The sequence below is a fragment of the Streptomyces sp. NBC_01635 genome (genome assembly GCF_045209715.1).
GTDB classification, from domain to species: domain Bacteria; phylum Actinomycetota; class Actinomycetes; order Streptomycetales; family Streptomycetaceae; genus Streptomyces; species Streptomyces hirsutus.
This window is the reverse complement of sequence record NZ_CP109277.1, coordinates 7,852,376-7,865,796: the sequence shown is the minus strand read 5'-3', so window position 1 is coordinate 7,865,796 and position 13,421 is coordinate 7,852,376. Positions and strand designations below refer to the sequence as shown.

The following is a 13,421-nucleotide window of genomic DNA, read 5'->3' as shown; positions in this document are numbered from 1 at the left end:
TGGCCGTGGCGGTCTCAGCGGACGCTCTGGCCGCCGTCGATGACGATGACCTCGCCGGTCATGAAGTCCGAGGCGCTGCCGGCGAGCAGCAGCAGCCACGGCTCGAGCTCCTCCGGCCGGCCCATGCGGCGGGCGGGGATGGCCCGCGTGACCTTGGCCGTGGCGTCGGCGTCGGCGCGCAGTTCGCTGTTGAGCGGCGTGGCGAAGTAGCCGGGGGCGATCGCGTTGACCTGGATGCCGTGCCGCGCCCACTCGACGGCCATGGAGCGGGTGAAGGCGATGACGCCGGCCTTGGACGCGGAGTAGGCCGCGTGGGCGGCGACGCCCTGGAGGGCGAAGTTGGAGGCGATGTTGACGACCTTGCCGGAGCCCTGCGCGGCCATGTGGCGGCCGGCTGCCCGGGTGGCGAGGTAGGTGCCGCGGAGGTTGGTCGCGACCACCCGGTCCCACTCCTCGGCCGACTGCTCCAGCAGGGGCGTGGAGGCGACGATGCCGGAGTTGTTGACCAGGACGTCGACCCGTCCGAAGGTCTCGACGGTCGCCGCGACCATCCGTTCGACCGCGGCCTCGTCGGTGATGTCGGTCGGGCAGGCGAGCGCCTGACCGCCGGCGGCCTTGGCCTCGTCGACGAACGCGTCCAGTTCCGCGCCGGTGCGGGCGGCGACGGTGACCGCGGCACCGGCCTGGACCAGTGCCGAGGCCATCGACCGGCCGAGCCCCCGCCCGGCTCCGGTGACGATCGCGACCTTGCCGTGCAGGTCCGTCATGTCAGCTCTCCCATCGCGCGGGTGATCTCGCGGCCGATGAGCAACCGCTGGATCTCGTTGGTGCCGTCGTAGATCTGGGTGACCTTGGCGTCGCGCAGGCAGCGCTCGACACCGAGGACGGCGAGGTCGCCGTACGGGCCGAGGATGCGGGTGGCCTCCACGGCCGCGGTGAAGCCCAGGTCGGTGCAGGCCTGCTTCATCATCCCGATCTGTCCGGTCGGGATGTCGGTGGCGGTGTCGACCTGGCGGGCGACCGCGTGCAGCAGCAGCCGGCCCTGCAGGATCCGGCCCCGCAACTCGGCGAGTGCGAAGGTGTGCTCGTCGGGCAGCCGGCTGCCGTGCAGCCGGGTCAGGGCGGCCAGGGTCCGCGCGTACGCCGCGCGGGCCAGGCCGACGCCCTGGGCGGCGGCGCTGATCCGCGACTTGACCACGGAGTTCATCACCACGCGCCAGCCCTGGCCCTCCTCGCCCAGGAGGTGGTCGGCCGGGATGCGCACGCCGTCGAAGAACAGCTCCGCGGTGCTGGAGCCGTGCATGCCCATCTTCTCGAAGGGCAGGCCGTGTCCGACACCGTCCCAGCCGCCGTCCACGACGAACGCACTGATCCCGCGACGCCCCAGGCTCTTGTCGACGGTGGCGAAGCAGATGATCACTCCGGCCCGGTCGCCGGTGGTGATGAAGGTCTTCGCCCCGTCGAGCAGGTAGCCGTCACCGGTCGGCCGGGCGGTGGTCCGCAGGGAGGCGACGTCACTGCCGGCATCGGGCTCGGTGATGCCGAGCGCGCCGTAGACCGAGCCGTCGAGCAGGCCGGGGATGTACCGCTGGGCCAGTTCGTCGCTGCCGGCGAGCAGGATCGGGTACGCCGCGTGCATCTGGGTCATGAACACGAGCGACGTCGCCGCGCAGCCGGCGGTGACCTCCTCCATCGCCACGGCGTACGCGACGTTGGTGTCGCCCGTGCCGCCGAGGTGCGTGGGGAAGACCAGACCCATCAGACCGGCTTGGGCCAGGGCCTGCACGCTGTCGTGGGCGAAGGCGTGGGTGGCGTCGAGTTCGGCCGCGCGGGGTGCCACCTCGCGGGAGACGACCTCGCGGGTGAGCGTCCGGACCTCGCGCTCACGGTCGGTCAGGGCGGCGTCGGCGGCCGGCTCGTCCAGCAGGCCGTGCAGGGCCAGGTAGGCCTTGGGGTCGGTATCGAGGGCGAGCGGTTCCACGCTCATGTCGACTCCTCGGGGGCGTTCGTCGGGGCGGCGAAGACGGCGGGGCGTCGCTCCAGGAAGGCGCCGACGCCCTCGTCGGACTCCGCTCCGCTCACGGCGAGTGCGGCCAGTGCGGTCTCGTGCTGGAGCCCGGCGTCGAGGGGCGCGTCACGGCCCGCTTCGAGCGCGGTGAGGATCGAGCGCACGGCCAGCGGCCCTTGCGCGGCGATCTTCTCGGCGAGCGCGTGCGCGGTCGCCGCCAGGTCCTCCGGCGCGACCGGCGGCACCGGGGTGAGCCCGAGCCGGTGGGCGCGGTCCGCGTCGAGCCGGGTGCCGGTGAGCATCAGATACGCCGCGGTCGGGGAGCCCACGGCCCGGGGCAGCCGCTGGGTGCCCCCGTACCCCGGGATGAGGCCGAGCCCGGATTCGGGCAGGCCGAGCGAGGCGCGGGTGGAGAGCACGGAGAAGGTCGAGGCCAGCACGAGTTCGAATCCGCCGCCGAGGGCCACACCGTTGACGGCGGCGATGACCGGGACGGCGGCGCGCTCGATGTCGCGCAGGGCCCGCTGGCCCGAGCGCATCTTCTCGTGCGCCCGGTCCGGCCCCATGCCGGCGAGCTCCTTGAGGTCGGCACCTGCGCAGAAAGCTTTCTGCCCGGCGCCGGTGACGACGACCGCGCGGACCGCCGGATCCGCCTCCGCCTCGAGCACGGCGGCGCGCAGCGCGGCGAGCACCTCGGCGTTGAGCGCGTTGTGGGCCTCGGGCCGGTTGATCGTCAGGGTGGTGACCGCACCGGCGCGGTCCACGAGCAGGGCGTCGGAAGCACTCACGAGGCCACCGCCGGGGTGCCCACGCCGATCGTGCCCGCGGTGGCGAGGTCGGTGATCTCCTGGTCGGAGTAGCCGAGTTGGCCCAGGACCTCGCGGGTGTCGGCACCGAGTTCGGGGAACCGCTCGTTGCGCGGGGTGGTCTGCGAGGCGAGCCGGAACGGGCTGCGGACGCTCACGAGTTCCTCCTGGGAGCCGGGGACCGGAAGCAGGCTCCCGCGGGCGACCACCTGCGGGTCCTTCACGACCTCGGACAGCGACTGGACGAGGGAGGCCGGCACCTCGACGTCGCCGAGGACGCGGAGCCATTCGGCTGCCGGGCGGGTCGCGAGCCGCCGGGCGACGGCCGCGGTGATCCGCGGGCGGTGCTCGCGGCGGTCGGCGTTGTCGGCGAGGGCCGGGTCCGTTCCGAGCTCGGGCAGGTCGACGGCCTCGCAGAACCGCTGCCACATCGCGTTGTTGCCGATGGCCACGACGATGGGGCGGTCGGCCGTCTCGAAGGGCTGGTAGACGGCGAGTACCGAGTCGGTGCCGCCGCTGGGCGCGGGCTCCGCCTCGCCGGCGCAGTAGGCCGCGATCCGTGGCGCCATCAGCGCGAGGTCGGTGTCGAGGAGGGACACGTCGATGGTCTCGCCCTCACCGCTGCGGCACTGTCGCACCAGGGCGGCGTTGATCGCGATCGCCGCGGCCATGCCGGTCACCACGTCGGAGAGCGCGGTCGAGACGCGCTGCGGGCTGCGGCCCCGCTCGCCGGTCACGGACATCAGGCCGGACCGTGCCTGTGCGACGAGGTCGTAACCGGGCAGGCCGCTGTCGGGCCCGTCGAGGCCGAAACCCGACATCGCGCAGTAGACCAGCCGCGGGTTGCGTGCCCGCAGGGTCTCGCTGTCGATGCCCATGCGGGTGAGCTTGCTCGGGTTCATGTTCTGGAGGAAGACGTCCGCGGTGTCGAGCAGCCGCAGCAGCACCTCGCGGCCGGTGGCGGCGCGGAGGTTGACCGCCAGGGACTGCTTGTTGCGGTTGGCCGAGGAGAACCAGGCCGAGGCGCCGTCCACGAACGGCGGCCCCCAACTCCTGGTGTCGTCACCATGACCCGGCCGTTCCACCTTGACGACGGTGGCTCCGAGATCAGCGAGGTACATCGCAGCCGTGGGCCCGGCGTACGAGGTCGTCATGTCGACCACGCGCACACCCTCCAAGGGGCCTTGTGGGGCCGGTGTCAAAGTCATAGCCTTCACCGCTTCATAATGTCGAACATTTTAAGGGTGGTCAATAGTGGACCTTTAGGGGCCGTGGGCCGCCCACGCGCCAGCATCGGGCGGCCCACGGGGCCTTTCAGTGGGCGGCGGGGACGTGCTCCGGGCCGGCTGCGGAGCCGTCCGGGGTCCGTTCCGCCGGGTCGTCCGACCAGGCGATCTCGTCGTCGCGGGTCTCCCGGGAGACGGCGACGGCCACGAAGGTCAGCACGCCACCGACGACGATGTAGAGCGAGAGGGGCCAGGCGGCGCCGAAGCTGTCGAAGAGCGCGGCGGAGATGAAGGGCACCGGGGCGCTGAACATCAGCCCGCCGAGCGTGTAGGCGATCCCCGAGCCGCTGTAGCGCAGCTGGGTGGGGAACAGCTCGGGGAGGAAGGCGGAGATCGGCGCGTAGGTCAGCGCGTGGCAGACCGGCAGCGCCAGCATCATGGCGGCGATGATCGCGACGGGGTGGTGCGTGTCGACCAGCCAGAAGAACGGGAAGGCCATGACGGCCGTGGCGACGCAGCCCACCATCAGGACCGGGCGCCGGCCGTAGGTGTCACAGAACCTCGCCGCCAGCGGGATCGTCCCCAGCTGCACCACCGAAGCGAGACACACCGCGCCGAGCACGGCGTTTCTGCTGACGCCGTCGCTGGCTCCGTAGGTCAGCGCGAAGACGGTCGCCATGTAGAAGGGGATGTTCGCCGCCGCCATGGTCAGCGCGCCGATGAGCACACGACCGCCGGCCTTGCGCATGACGACACCGGCCGGGAAGCGCTCCTGCTGCCCCTTCTCCTTGACCGCCTCGAATGCCGGCGAGTCCTCGATCTTGAGCCGGATGTAGAGGCCGAGGGCCACCAGCACCGCGCTCAGCAGGAACGGGACACGCCAGCCCCAGGACTCGAGTTGCGCCGTGGGAAGCTGCTGGACGACCCAGAACATGCCGGTGGCGAGAACCAGACCGAGCGGCACACCCACCTGCGGCCAGCTGCCGTAGAACGCCCGCTTGTTCTTGGGCGCGTGCTCCACGGCCATCAGCACCGCACCGCTCCACTCGCCCCCGAGCGCCAGCCCTTGGATGAAGCGGCAGACCACCAGGAGGATCGGGGCCAGGATGCCGACCTGCGCGTGCGTGGGCAGCAGGCCGACCGCGACGGTGCTCAGGCCCATCATCATGAGGCTGGTGATCAGCATCCGCTTGCGGCTCACCCGGTCACCGAAGTGACCGAAGATCAGTGCGCCGAGCGGACGGGCGACGAAGGCGACACCGAAGGTCGCGAAGGCGGCCAGGGTGCCGATCAGCGGGTCGAGGTCGGGGAAGAAGAGCTTTCCGAAGACCAGCGCCGCCGCGGTACCGAAGATGAAGAAGTCGAAGAACTCGATCGCCGTGCCGATGAGGCTGGCACCAGCTACCCGCACGATCGAGACCTGCGGGCTGTCGGAGGAAGAGGCCACGATGTCCTCCAGGACGGGGGTGGTCCGCGCTGCTGGCGACACCGGGTGGTGTAGCGCGGGTCACAAGGTGCGACACCGGAAAACTACCGACGCTAGACAGGATGCGCAAGGTCCAACATTTAACAGATGACTTTCGGCTCCGGAGCGGTCGAACCGAGGGCGTACGGCAGAAGTGCCCGTCGTGCGCCTACGTCGGCGCCCCGACCTCGAGCAGGCAGCGGGTCCCTGAGGCGGCCGCCGGAACACCGACCGCGGCCTGTGCGTCCTGCTGATCGGTCACCGGAAGAGTCCTCGACCGCGTGTCCGGACGCGCCTACACGATGGGCTTGGTCATGACGGAGATTCTCGATGTCGCCGACGTGCCGGGGAAGGCGGACGAGTTGTGCCGTCCGTCCTGAGCACCGGACGCACGGGCTGTCGTCACGCGTCATTTCAAGGTGCGGCGCGGTGGGTGATCGCTGTCCGGACCGCGCGGTCGTCATCCTGCCGCCGGCCGCCCCCCTGGGTGCGCACGGGTGGCTCCGGCGCCACGTCCTGGAGGAACTACCGGCTCATCAAGGCACCCGTCTTAACCGAGTGCCTGCCGATTACCCAATCCTCTACCCTGTGCCAGGGCTGCCGAGCAGGGGGATTGACGATGAGCATGTACTTCGACGTCGGTGACGAGACACTGTGGAACCCGTCGAACGGTGCCGGCCGACTGTTCCTGCGGCAGATCAAGGTTTTCGAGGCGGAGCTCGAACTGTCTTCGGGAATCGGTCAGGGCAAGTACGAGGGCGACCCGGACACACTCGAGGTCGATCCAACCGTGTACGAGGCGTTCGTGCGCGGTCTGGTCGCCTGGCACTGTCGGACGGGGCACTCCGTGATCCTCGCTCTCTCCGAGGGGTTTGTGGCGACGGCAGTCGCACTTGCGCGGCGGGCGGGGATAGAGGTGGGGACACCTGAACCGAGGACCCGCCACGCGCATGATGGAGTCCGGCGCGACGTGCAGGTTCCCGGCAATCCCTCGGCCGCGCCGGCCGTCATCGTCGACGCGCTGGACTCGCGCGCCCGGGAGATGGACCGCTGGATGGCCCGCTGACCCGATACGCCGAGGGTCGGCCCCTCCTGGCCCAATGCCCGGACTTGCTTACCGTTGCCGCCTCTTGCCCACCCTCGAAGGAGACGACGTCCGAGATGATCGACCTTCCGGATCCCGAGGCCGACTGGGCGCCTGCAACGTCCTCCGGAGGCAACCCGGCGAGGCAGTGCTCGATGTTTCAAGCCGCAACCGAGCCGCTGGTTTCGCTGGCGTTGCTGGCAGTGGACCTGGACTCGGTGGCTCGGCGGCTGAGGTTGACGATCGAGGAGTCGTGGGACGGGCACGGCGTCGTGCGTGCCGCGTTCTTCACGCTCGGTGGCACGGACTTCGTCGTCACCCATCACGAGCGTGATCCGTCGGGAACGTGCGTCTGGGTGCGGAAGTCCGGACCTGTCGATCCGGCCGCACGCACGGCCGTTCTCCTCACGGCGCTCGGTGTGGGAGTGGAGGCGGTGTCGTACTCCACCTGGGGCGTCGGCACCGACCTTTCCCAACTGCCGGCCGCGTGGCGCCGGCACAGGAACAGGCCGGTCGACTCGCACCAGAGGTTCTGGGAGAACTTCAGGAAGCGGACGGGTATGTACGTCGGCCGCGTCACCTACGACGGGGTGACGACTTACCTCAACGGTTACGACCATGCCTGCGGCGGAGCGCTACTGGACGGACTGCGAGAGTGGCTCGCGGACACGCACCAGGCCGGTCAGAACCTCATCTGGCGCGCCCAGGTGGTCCAAGTCGTGTTTCCCGAGGGCCGACCGGCCGAGCCCTGGTCGGAAGACGAGCACCGTCAGGCTGTCGCCGGGCTCTTCGCCCTGCTGGAGGGGTTCTTCGAGCACCTCGCAAGCCGCCACGACGCCACACCGGAAACCCGCTGACGTGCCTCGCGCCTGCGTGCGCGGTGGCCTGGCGAGGGAAGTGACCGGTCAAGAGCCGGCCCGGCCGGGGGCTGTTCGACAACTCTGAGAGCCGCGAGGCAGTCGGCCCGACTGTCACCAGTGCGGTCAGCCGCACCTGCGGACAGCCCGCCGGGCGGGTGGCACGAGCCGCGTGGCGCACCTCGCCGTACGGATGTGAGCGGTCGGGCGTGCGGTCGGACCGCGTCGGCGTGGGACCACGTCATGCGTCAGGGGAAGCGGACGGTGACGGTGAGGCCGCCCGGCCGGCCGGGTTCGGCCGTCGCCTCGGTTCCGTGGGCCTCGGCGATGGAGCGGACGATGGCGAGGCCGAGCCCGTGGCCAGTGGTGCCGACGCGGTCCTGGGTGAGACGGCGGAAGGGCTCGAAGAGGTCCGGTATCCGGTCGGCGGGCACGGGGGGCCCGGTGTTGGTCACGGTCAGCGTGTGGCCTTCGAGTCGTACCCGGACCCGGCCGCCGGGGTGGTTGTACTGAATGGCGTTGCGGACGAGGTTGGTCAGCAGGTGGCGCAGCAGCAGCGGATCGCCCAGGACGGTGAGCGGCCGGTCCGACGTCACGGCCACGTCCACTCGGCCTTCCTCGGCCTGTGGGGCGAGCTCGGCCGCCACGAGCCGGGCCGCGGCCGACAGGTCCACGGTCTCGGTCTCCTCCAGGCCGCGGTCGCTGCGGGCGAGCAGCAGCAGTGCGGTGATCAGCTGCTCGGCCTCGCGGTTGGCGGCGAGGAGGTCCTCGCGTACTTCGGCGAGGCCGTCGGGGAGGGGGTCGGCGAGGCCGACCTCCAGGCTGGTGCGCTGGACCGCTAGAGGTGTCCTGAGTTCGTGGGAAGCGTTGGCGACGAAGCGCCGCTGGCTCTCGAACGATTTCTCCAGCCGGTCGAGCATGGTGTCGAAGGTGTCGGCGAGGCGGTGGAGTTCGTCGTCGGGGCCGGTGAGCGCCAGCCTCTGGTGCAGGTTGTGCTCGCTGATCCGGCGGGTGGTCTCCGTCATCGCGGCGACCGGCCTGAGCGCCCGTCCGGCCAGCCACCAGCCGAGCAGTCCGGCCAGCAGTGTCGTGACGAGCAGTCCGACGGCCGACCAGAGGAGCATCTGTCGCAGGGCGGTGTCCTGCACCGCCTGTACGGTCTGGTCGATCTGGCGGACAAGGGCGATGCCGTCGCCGGTCGTGCCCGGCGGCGGAAGAGTTCCCTGGGGGTCCGTGGGTTGTGCGTACCCGCTGGAGGACTCGCCGGAGAACTCGTTGCCGCTCGGCGCGTCGATCTTGGTGATCTCGATCGCTTCGACCTGTCGGGCCGTCCCGTAGCGCGCGAGCAGCACCACGAAGGTCAGCAGCGCCGCGCCCGTCAGCAGGAAGAGCGCGGAGAAGGCCAGGGCCAGCCGGGCGCGGAACGGCATGTCCCGCAGCAGCGTCCGCGGGCTCAGTCGCACAGCCGGTATCCCTGCCCCTTGTCCGCGGTGATGAGGCCGGGGTCGCCCAGCTTGCGGCGCAGCCGGCTGATGGCGACCCTCACCGCGTTGGTGCGCGGGTCGAGGTTCTCGTCCCAGACGGTGCGCACGAGTTCGCCGTGCGACACCGCCGCCCCTCGTGCCTCCATCAGCAGGTGCAGGACCGCGAACTCCTTGGGTGTCAGTTCCAGGGGCCGGCCGTCCACGGACACCTCGTGCCGCGCCCGGTCCAGGGTGATGCCCTCATGTCGTAGCGCCGCCCGTGGCGACTTGGGCGTGCGGCGGCTGAGCGTCCGTATCCGGGCGACCAGCTCGGCGAAGTCGAAGGGCTTGGTCAGGTAGTCGTCGGCGCCGAGAGCGGTGAGCCCGTAGACCTTGTCCGTGATCTCGTCGGCCGCGGTCAGCATCAGGATCCGCGGCGGGTCGATGAGTTCGCGCAGCCGTCGGCACACCTCGTCGCCGGTCATGACCGGCAGGTCGCGGTCGAGGATCAGCACGTCGTAGTCGGTGAGCAGGCACATCCGCTCGGCCTCGTCCCCGGAGACCGCGAGGTCGACGGCCATCGCCTGCCGGCGCAGACCGGTGGCGATCGTACGGGCGAGAACGCGATGGTCCTCGGCCAACAGAACTCTCATGGCCCCCATGAAACCCGGCACGGCATTGCAGGGGGATAAGGAGAGCGGAGCGGCATGTTCCCGACTCCCGACCGTCGCGGGGACCGCGTCCTTACGCCGCTGTAACGCGCTTATCCCGCTGCAAAGGACGCCCTGCTTCTGTTGCGGCCATGAACTTCGTCAAGCGCGCGGGGATGAGCCTGCGTGCCAGGAAAGCCAGGACCGCCGCTCTGCTGGGGATCTTCGTCGTCATCTGCACCCTGCTGCTGGGCGGCTTCCTGCTGCAGGGCGCCACCGCCCGCCAGGAGGCGGAAACGCAGCGGACCATCGGCGTCGACGTGACGCTGAAGGGCAAGGGCCTCACTCCGGCGCTGGCGGACCGTCTCGGCTCGTCCCCACAGGTGCACCGGTACAACCCGCGGCTCCCGCTCGAGGCCGGGGCCCGCGGCATCGAGCCGCTGGAGTCCGACGCCCCGAGGCCGGGCGGCAACCTCACCCGGGCAAAGACACCGCCTCCGGAGACACCGCCTCCCCTGGCACTGAACGGCGTGCGCGACTCGGGCCTGCTGCTGCCTTTCTCGTACGGCTCGAACAAGATCACGGCGGGGCGTGGGATCACCCCCGAGGACGCCGGTCGCGGGGTCGCCGTGGTGGAGCAGCGGCTGGCCGGGAAGAACGGGCTCAAGGCCGGCGACACCCTTCGCGTGCGGTCGGCCGACGGTAAGCGCACCGTGCCGCTCACGGTCGTCGGGATCTACCGGGACTCGACACAGGACCCGTCGAGGTGGGTGCCGCCGCACCAGTTGCCCGGCAATGTGCTCTACGTACCGGTCCGCACGGTTCAGCGGCTGAGCCCCGGCACGGCGGACCTCGCCGAAGCGGTCTTCAGGATCGGCTCCCCGGAACAGGCCGAGCATCTGCACGCCGAGGCCCGGCGGCTCCTCGGCGGTGGGTCGTTCGACTTCCGCGTCAACGACAAGGCGTACAGGGACCAGGTCCGTCCGATCCAGCGGGCCGGTACCTTCGCCGGGCTGATCGTCTGGCTCACCGCCGTGGCCGGCGCGCTGATTCTGGGGCTCATCGTGATGCTGCAGATCCGGGAGCGCCGCGACGAGCTCGGGGTGCTTCTGTCGCTGGGCGAGAAGAAGTGGAAGCTCATCGGCCAGCATGCCGTGGAAGTGGCCGCGGTCGGCCTGCCGGCCGTAGCCGTCGCCGCCCTGGCCGGTCAGGTCGCCGTCCAGCAGGCGGGCGACGCGTTGCTCGCCCGCCAGGACTCCTCCCCCTCCCCGAGGGCCGGCTCCCCGGACACACCGGCCGACTCGCCCCGGATGCGCATCGAGCCCTCCGACCTCGGCAAGGTCGCCGGCATCGGCCTCGGAATCTCCCTGGTCTCCACCGTCGTCCCCGGCATCGGAATTCTCCGCCTCCACCCCCGCTCCCTCCTCACCGACAGCGAATAAGCACCGCACCCCTACAGAACGACCCCTACAGAACGACCGATACGGAACGAGAGAGCCGACCGACATGAACTTCGTCAAACGGGCAGGGCTCAGCCTGTGGTCCCGCAGGGGCAGGACCCTGATCACCCTGTGCACCTTCCTCGTCATCTCCGTGATGGTGCTGGCCGGCGTAATGATCAAGGACGCGACGGCCCGGGCCAAGCACGAGGCCAAGCGCTCCGTGGGCGCCGAGGTCAACCTGGAGATGGACTTGAAAAGCCTGGGCGCCGGCGGTGCCCTCGTGGCCCCTCAGATCAGCGCCGCGGTGGTGGACGAGCTGGGCGCCTCCCCGCTGGTCCAGAAGTACACCTACTCCATGTTCGACCGGGGCGTCGTCAAGGGCGGCACCGAGCTGGTGACCGGGGGCGTGGACGCCGCGGCCTCGGGCATGGGGCCCGATGGCACCCCCACCGTCGGAGTCCTCGACTCCGCGCTGCTGCCCGACTTCCGCAGCGGCAACTTCGAGCTCCTGTCCGGAGCGCACCTCACCGCCGCCGACAAAAACAAGCACCTGCTGCTGATCGAGGAGCGGCTGGCCCGGAAGAACGGCCTCAAGACCGGCGACAAGATCACCCTGGGCGCGCACGAAGGCAAGGCCACGGCGGACTTCACGGTGGCCGGTATCTACCGGGACCCGCGCCCCAGCTCCGAGCCCGAGCCGGAGCACCTCGTCAACCCGGCCAACATGCTGTACGCGTCCGTGGGCGGGTTCGCCGGGCTCAACGCCCCCGTGGACGGGTCCCTGCAGGTCAGGAAGGCGACCTTCCTCCTCTCCGACGCCGATGACCTGGGGAGGTTCGAGGAGGAGGCCGAACGGATCGCGGGTTCCGCGCTCGACGGGTTCGCACTGACCACGAACGACAAGGCGATCCGGCAGATGACGGGCCCACTGGACAGCATCAGCTCCACCGCCACCGTCGCGATGTGGCTGATCGGCATCGCGGGCGCTGCCGTCCTCGCCCTCCTCGTCAACCTCGCGGTCAAGCAGCGCCGCAAGGAGTACGGCGTACTGCTGGCCATGGGCGAGAAGAAGGGGAAGCTCATCGCCCAGCAGGCGCTGGAGATCGTCGCGGTCGCGGCCCTCGCCATCGGCCTGAGCTCCCTGTTCACCCAGAGCCTGACCCAGAGCGCGGGCCAGTCGCTGCTCGGCCGAGAGGCCGCCGCGGCCCGGCACAAGCTCGACTCCTGGCAGCCCCCGGCTCCCGGCAGCACCGGCATCGACCAGGGCATCGACCCGGACGACAAGCCGGTGGAGAACGCCGACCCCATCGACAGCATCGACGTACGCCTCGACCTGGCGGCCCTGGCCACCGTGGGCGGCGTCGGCCTCGGCCTGGGCCTGCTGGCCACTGCCGTCCCGGCCGCCTCCGTACTGCGGCTCACCCCCCGCACCATCCTCACGAAGGGCAAGTGACAGCCACCATGACCAGCGCCACCGAAACCAGCGCCGCCGAAACCCCGCCCGTCCTCCGCCTCGACGGCGTCAGCCACACCTACGCCGACCAGCGCCGCAGGACCACCGTGCTCAAGAGCATCGACTACAGCTTCCGGCGCGGCACCTTCTACACCGTCCTGGGGCCCTCGGGCAGCGGCAAGACCACCCTGCTCAGCCTCGCCAGCGGCCTCGACGCACCCACCCGGGGCACCATCAGCTTCCGCGGTCAGGACCTGACGAAGCTCGGCCTCGGCCGCTACCGCAACAAGCACGCCGCCACGATCTTCCAGCACTACAACCTGCTCACCTACATGACCGCCCTCCAGAACGTCACCACCGCCATGGAGATCACCGGCGTGAAGCCGGACCGTGGCGGCCGCAGGGCCCGCGCCCTGGAACTCCTGGAGCGGCTCGGCCTGGACAAGAGCATGGCCACGCGCAACGTCATGCGGCTCTCCGGCGGCCAGCAGCAGCGTGTCGCCATCGCCCGCGCCCTGGCCTGCGACGTCGACATCCTCTTCGCCGACGAACCCACCGGAAACCTCGACGAGGACACCGCCCAGGGCATCATCGACACCTTCCGCGCACTGGCCCACGAACAGGACAAGTGCGTGGTCGTCGTCACCCACTCCCAGCGACTGGCGGCGCAGTCCGACCGCGTCCTCACCCTGCGCAAGGGCAAGCTGACGGACGAGGCGAGACCACGCTGACCACGCACCCACCCGAGACCGGCCGCGGACAGGGCCGCTCGCCCGTGCGGCCGGTCCGGAAGGGGTCCGTCATGTGGGCAACCTGCGGGGCCGAGGTCAGCCGACGACTTCGAGGACGAGCTGCTGGCAGTGCGCGACACGGTTTCACAGGTCACCGGTTCCCCGGGGAGACCGTTCCGGCAGTGGGCCACGGAGAACGCCGGCCTCTTCCGCTGAGACACCCGGCCGGTGAAAGC

General features: G+C 70.7%; 12 protein-coding genes. 5 read left to right on the top strand and 7 right to left on the bottom strand.

Going from position 1 to position 13,421, the window contains the following annotated elements:
* Nucleotides 1-14: 14 nt before the first annotated feature.
* From OHB56_RS36350 to OHB56_RS36330, 5 genes are all read right to left on the bottom strand, one after another.
* Nucleotides 15-767, bottom strand: coding sequence for an SDR family NAD(P)-dependent oxidoreductase (locus tag OHB56_RS36350; RefSeq protein ID WP_406358089.1), 753 nt, complete (start codon nucleotides 765-767; stop codon nucleotides 15-17).
* Nucleotides 764-1,987, bottom strand: coding sequence for an acyl-CoA dehydrogenase family protein (locus tag OHB56_RS36345; protein ID WP_406358087.1), 1,224 nt, complete (start codon nucleotides 1,985-1,987; stop codon nucleotides 764-766). Before OHB56_RS36345 ends, OHB56_RS36350 begins: the two co-directional genes overlap by 4 nt.
* Nucleotides 1,984-2,796, bottom strand: coding sequence for an enoyl-CoA hydratase/isomerase family protein (locus tag OHB56_RS36340; RefSeq protein WP_326755963.1), 813 nt, complete (start codon nucleotides 2,794-2,796; stop codon nucleotides 1,984-1,986). The genes OHB56_RS36345 and OHB56_RS36340 overlap by 4 nt, the downstream gene beginning before the upstream one ends.
* A complete protein-coding gene (locus OHB56_RS36335; RefSeq protein WP_326755962.1) occupies nucleotides 2,793-4,022 on the bottom strand; it encodes a CoA transferase in 1,230 nt (409 codons plus the stop codon). Before OHB56_RS36335 ends, OHB56_RS36340 begins: the two co-directional genes overlap by 4 nt.
* Nucleotides 4,023-4,128: 106 nt before the next feature.
* Nucleotides 4,129-5,487, bottom strand: coding sequence for an MFS transporter (locus tag OHB56_RS36330; RefSeq protein WP_326755961.1), 1,359 nt, complete (start codon nucleotides 5,485-5,487; stop codon nucleotides 4,129-4,131).
* A gap of 637 nt (nucleotides 5,488-6,124) precedes the next feature.
* Here OHB56_RS36330 and OHB56_RS36325 point away from each other — a divergent pair.
* Nucleotides 6,125-6,571 (top strand): DUF6086 family protein, encoded by a 447-nt coding sequence (locus tag OHB56_RS36325; RefSeq protein ID WP_326755960.1) that lies wholly within the window; start codon nucleotides 6,125-6,127, stop codon nucleotides 6,569-6,571.
* A gap of 95 nt (nucleotides 6,572-6,666) precedes the next feature.
* Complete coding sequence (locus OHB56_RS36320; protein WP_326755959.1) at nucleotides 6,667-7,446, top strand: hypothetical protein; 780 nt, start codon at nucleotides 6,667-6,669, stop codon at nucleotides 7,444-7,446.
* A gap of 248 nt (nucleotides 7,447-7,694) precedes the next feature.
* Here the strand turns inward: OHB56_RS36320 and OHB56_RS36315 are convergent, their stop codons facing one another.
* Both OHB56_RS36315 and OHB56_RS36310 read right to left on the bottom strand, forming a co-directional pair.
* Nucleotides 7,695-8,909: a sensor histidine kinase gene (locus tag OHB56_RS36315; protein ID WP_406358083.1), complete on the bottom strand. Its 1,215-nt coding sequence runs from the start codon at nucleotides 8,907-8,909 to the stop codon at nucleotides 7,695-7,697.
* A complete protein-coding gene (locus OHB56_RS36310) occupies nucleotides 8,900-9,562 on the bottom strand; it encodes a response regulator transcription factor (protein WP_326755957.1) in 663 nt (220 codons plus the stop codon). Before OHB56_RS36310 ends, OHB56_RS36315 begins: the two co-directional genes overlap by 10 nt.
* Before the next feature lie 149 nt (nucleotides 9,563-9,711).
* Between OHB56_RS36310 and OHB56_RS36305 the strand changes: the two genes are divergently transcribed.
* The 3 genes from OHB56_RS36305 to OHB56_RS36295 all read left to right on the top strand — a co-directional run bounded on the left by OHB56_RS36305 (nucleotide 9,712) and on the right by OHB56_RS36295 (nucleotide 13,185).
* Complete coding sequence (locus tag OHB56_RS36305) at nucleotides 9,712-11,001, top strand: ABC transporter permease (RefSeq protein WP_406358081.1); 1,290 nt, start codon at nucleotides 9,712-9,714, stop codon at nucleotides 10,999-11,001.
* A 64-nt stretch (nucleotides 11,002-11,065) separates the two neighbouring features.
* On the top strand, nucleotides 11,066-12,454 hold the full coding sequence (locus OHB56_RS36300) for an ABC transporter permease (RefSeq protein WP_406358079.1): 1,389 nt from the start codon (nucleotides 11,066-11,068) through the stop codon (nucleotides 12,452-12,454).
* Nucleotides 12,451-13,185: an ABC transporter ATP-binding protein gene (locus tag OHB56_RS36295; protein WP_406358078.1), complete on the top strand. Its 735-nt coding sequence runs from the start codon at nucleotides 12,451-12,453 to the stop codon at nucleotides 13,183-13,185. Before OHB56_RS36300 ends, OHB56_RS36295 begins: the two co-directional genes overlap by 4 nt.
* Nucleotides 13,186-13,421 lie beyond the last annotated feature (236 nt).

Excerpts from the sequence above, each read along its gene's own strand:
- OHB56_RS36325 (WP_326755960.1), top strand. The coding sequence starts at position 6,125 with ATGAGCATGTACTTCGACGTCGGTGACGAGACACTGTGGAACCCGTCG.
- OHB56_RS36335 (WP_326755962.1), bottom strand. The coding sequence starts at position 4,022 with ATGACTTTGACACCGGCCCCACAAGGCCCCTTGGAGGGTGTGCGCGTG.
- OHB56_RS36300 (WP_406358079.1), top strand. The coding sequence starts at position 11,066 with ATGAACTTCGTCAAACGGGCAGGGCTCAGCCTGTGGTCCCGCAGGGGC.
- OHB56_RS36310 (WP_326755957.1), bottom strand. The coding sequence starts at position 9,562 with ATGAGAGTTCTGTTGGCCGAGGACCATCGCGTTCTCGCCCGTACGATC.
- OHB56_RS36345 (WP_406358087.1), bottom strand. The coding sequence starts at position 1,987 with ATGAGCGTGGAACCGCTCGCCCTCGATACCGACCCCAAGGCCTACCTG.
- OHB56_RS36320 (WP_326755959.1), top strand. The coding sequence starts at position 6,667 with ATGATCGACCTTCCGGATCCCGAGGCCGACTGGGCGCCTGCAACGTCC.
- OHB56_RS36350 (WP_406358089.1), bottom strand. The coding sequence starts at position 767 with ATGACGGACCTGCACGGCAAGGTCGCGATCGTCACCGGAGCCGGGCGG.
- OHB56_RS36305 (WP_406358081.1), top strand. The coding sequence starts at position 9,712 with ATGAACTTCGTCAAGCGCGCGGGGATGAGCCTGCGTGCCAGGAAAGCC.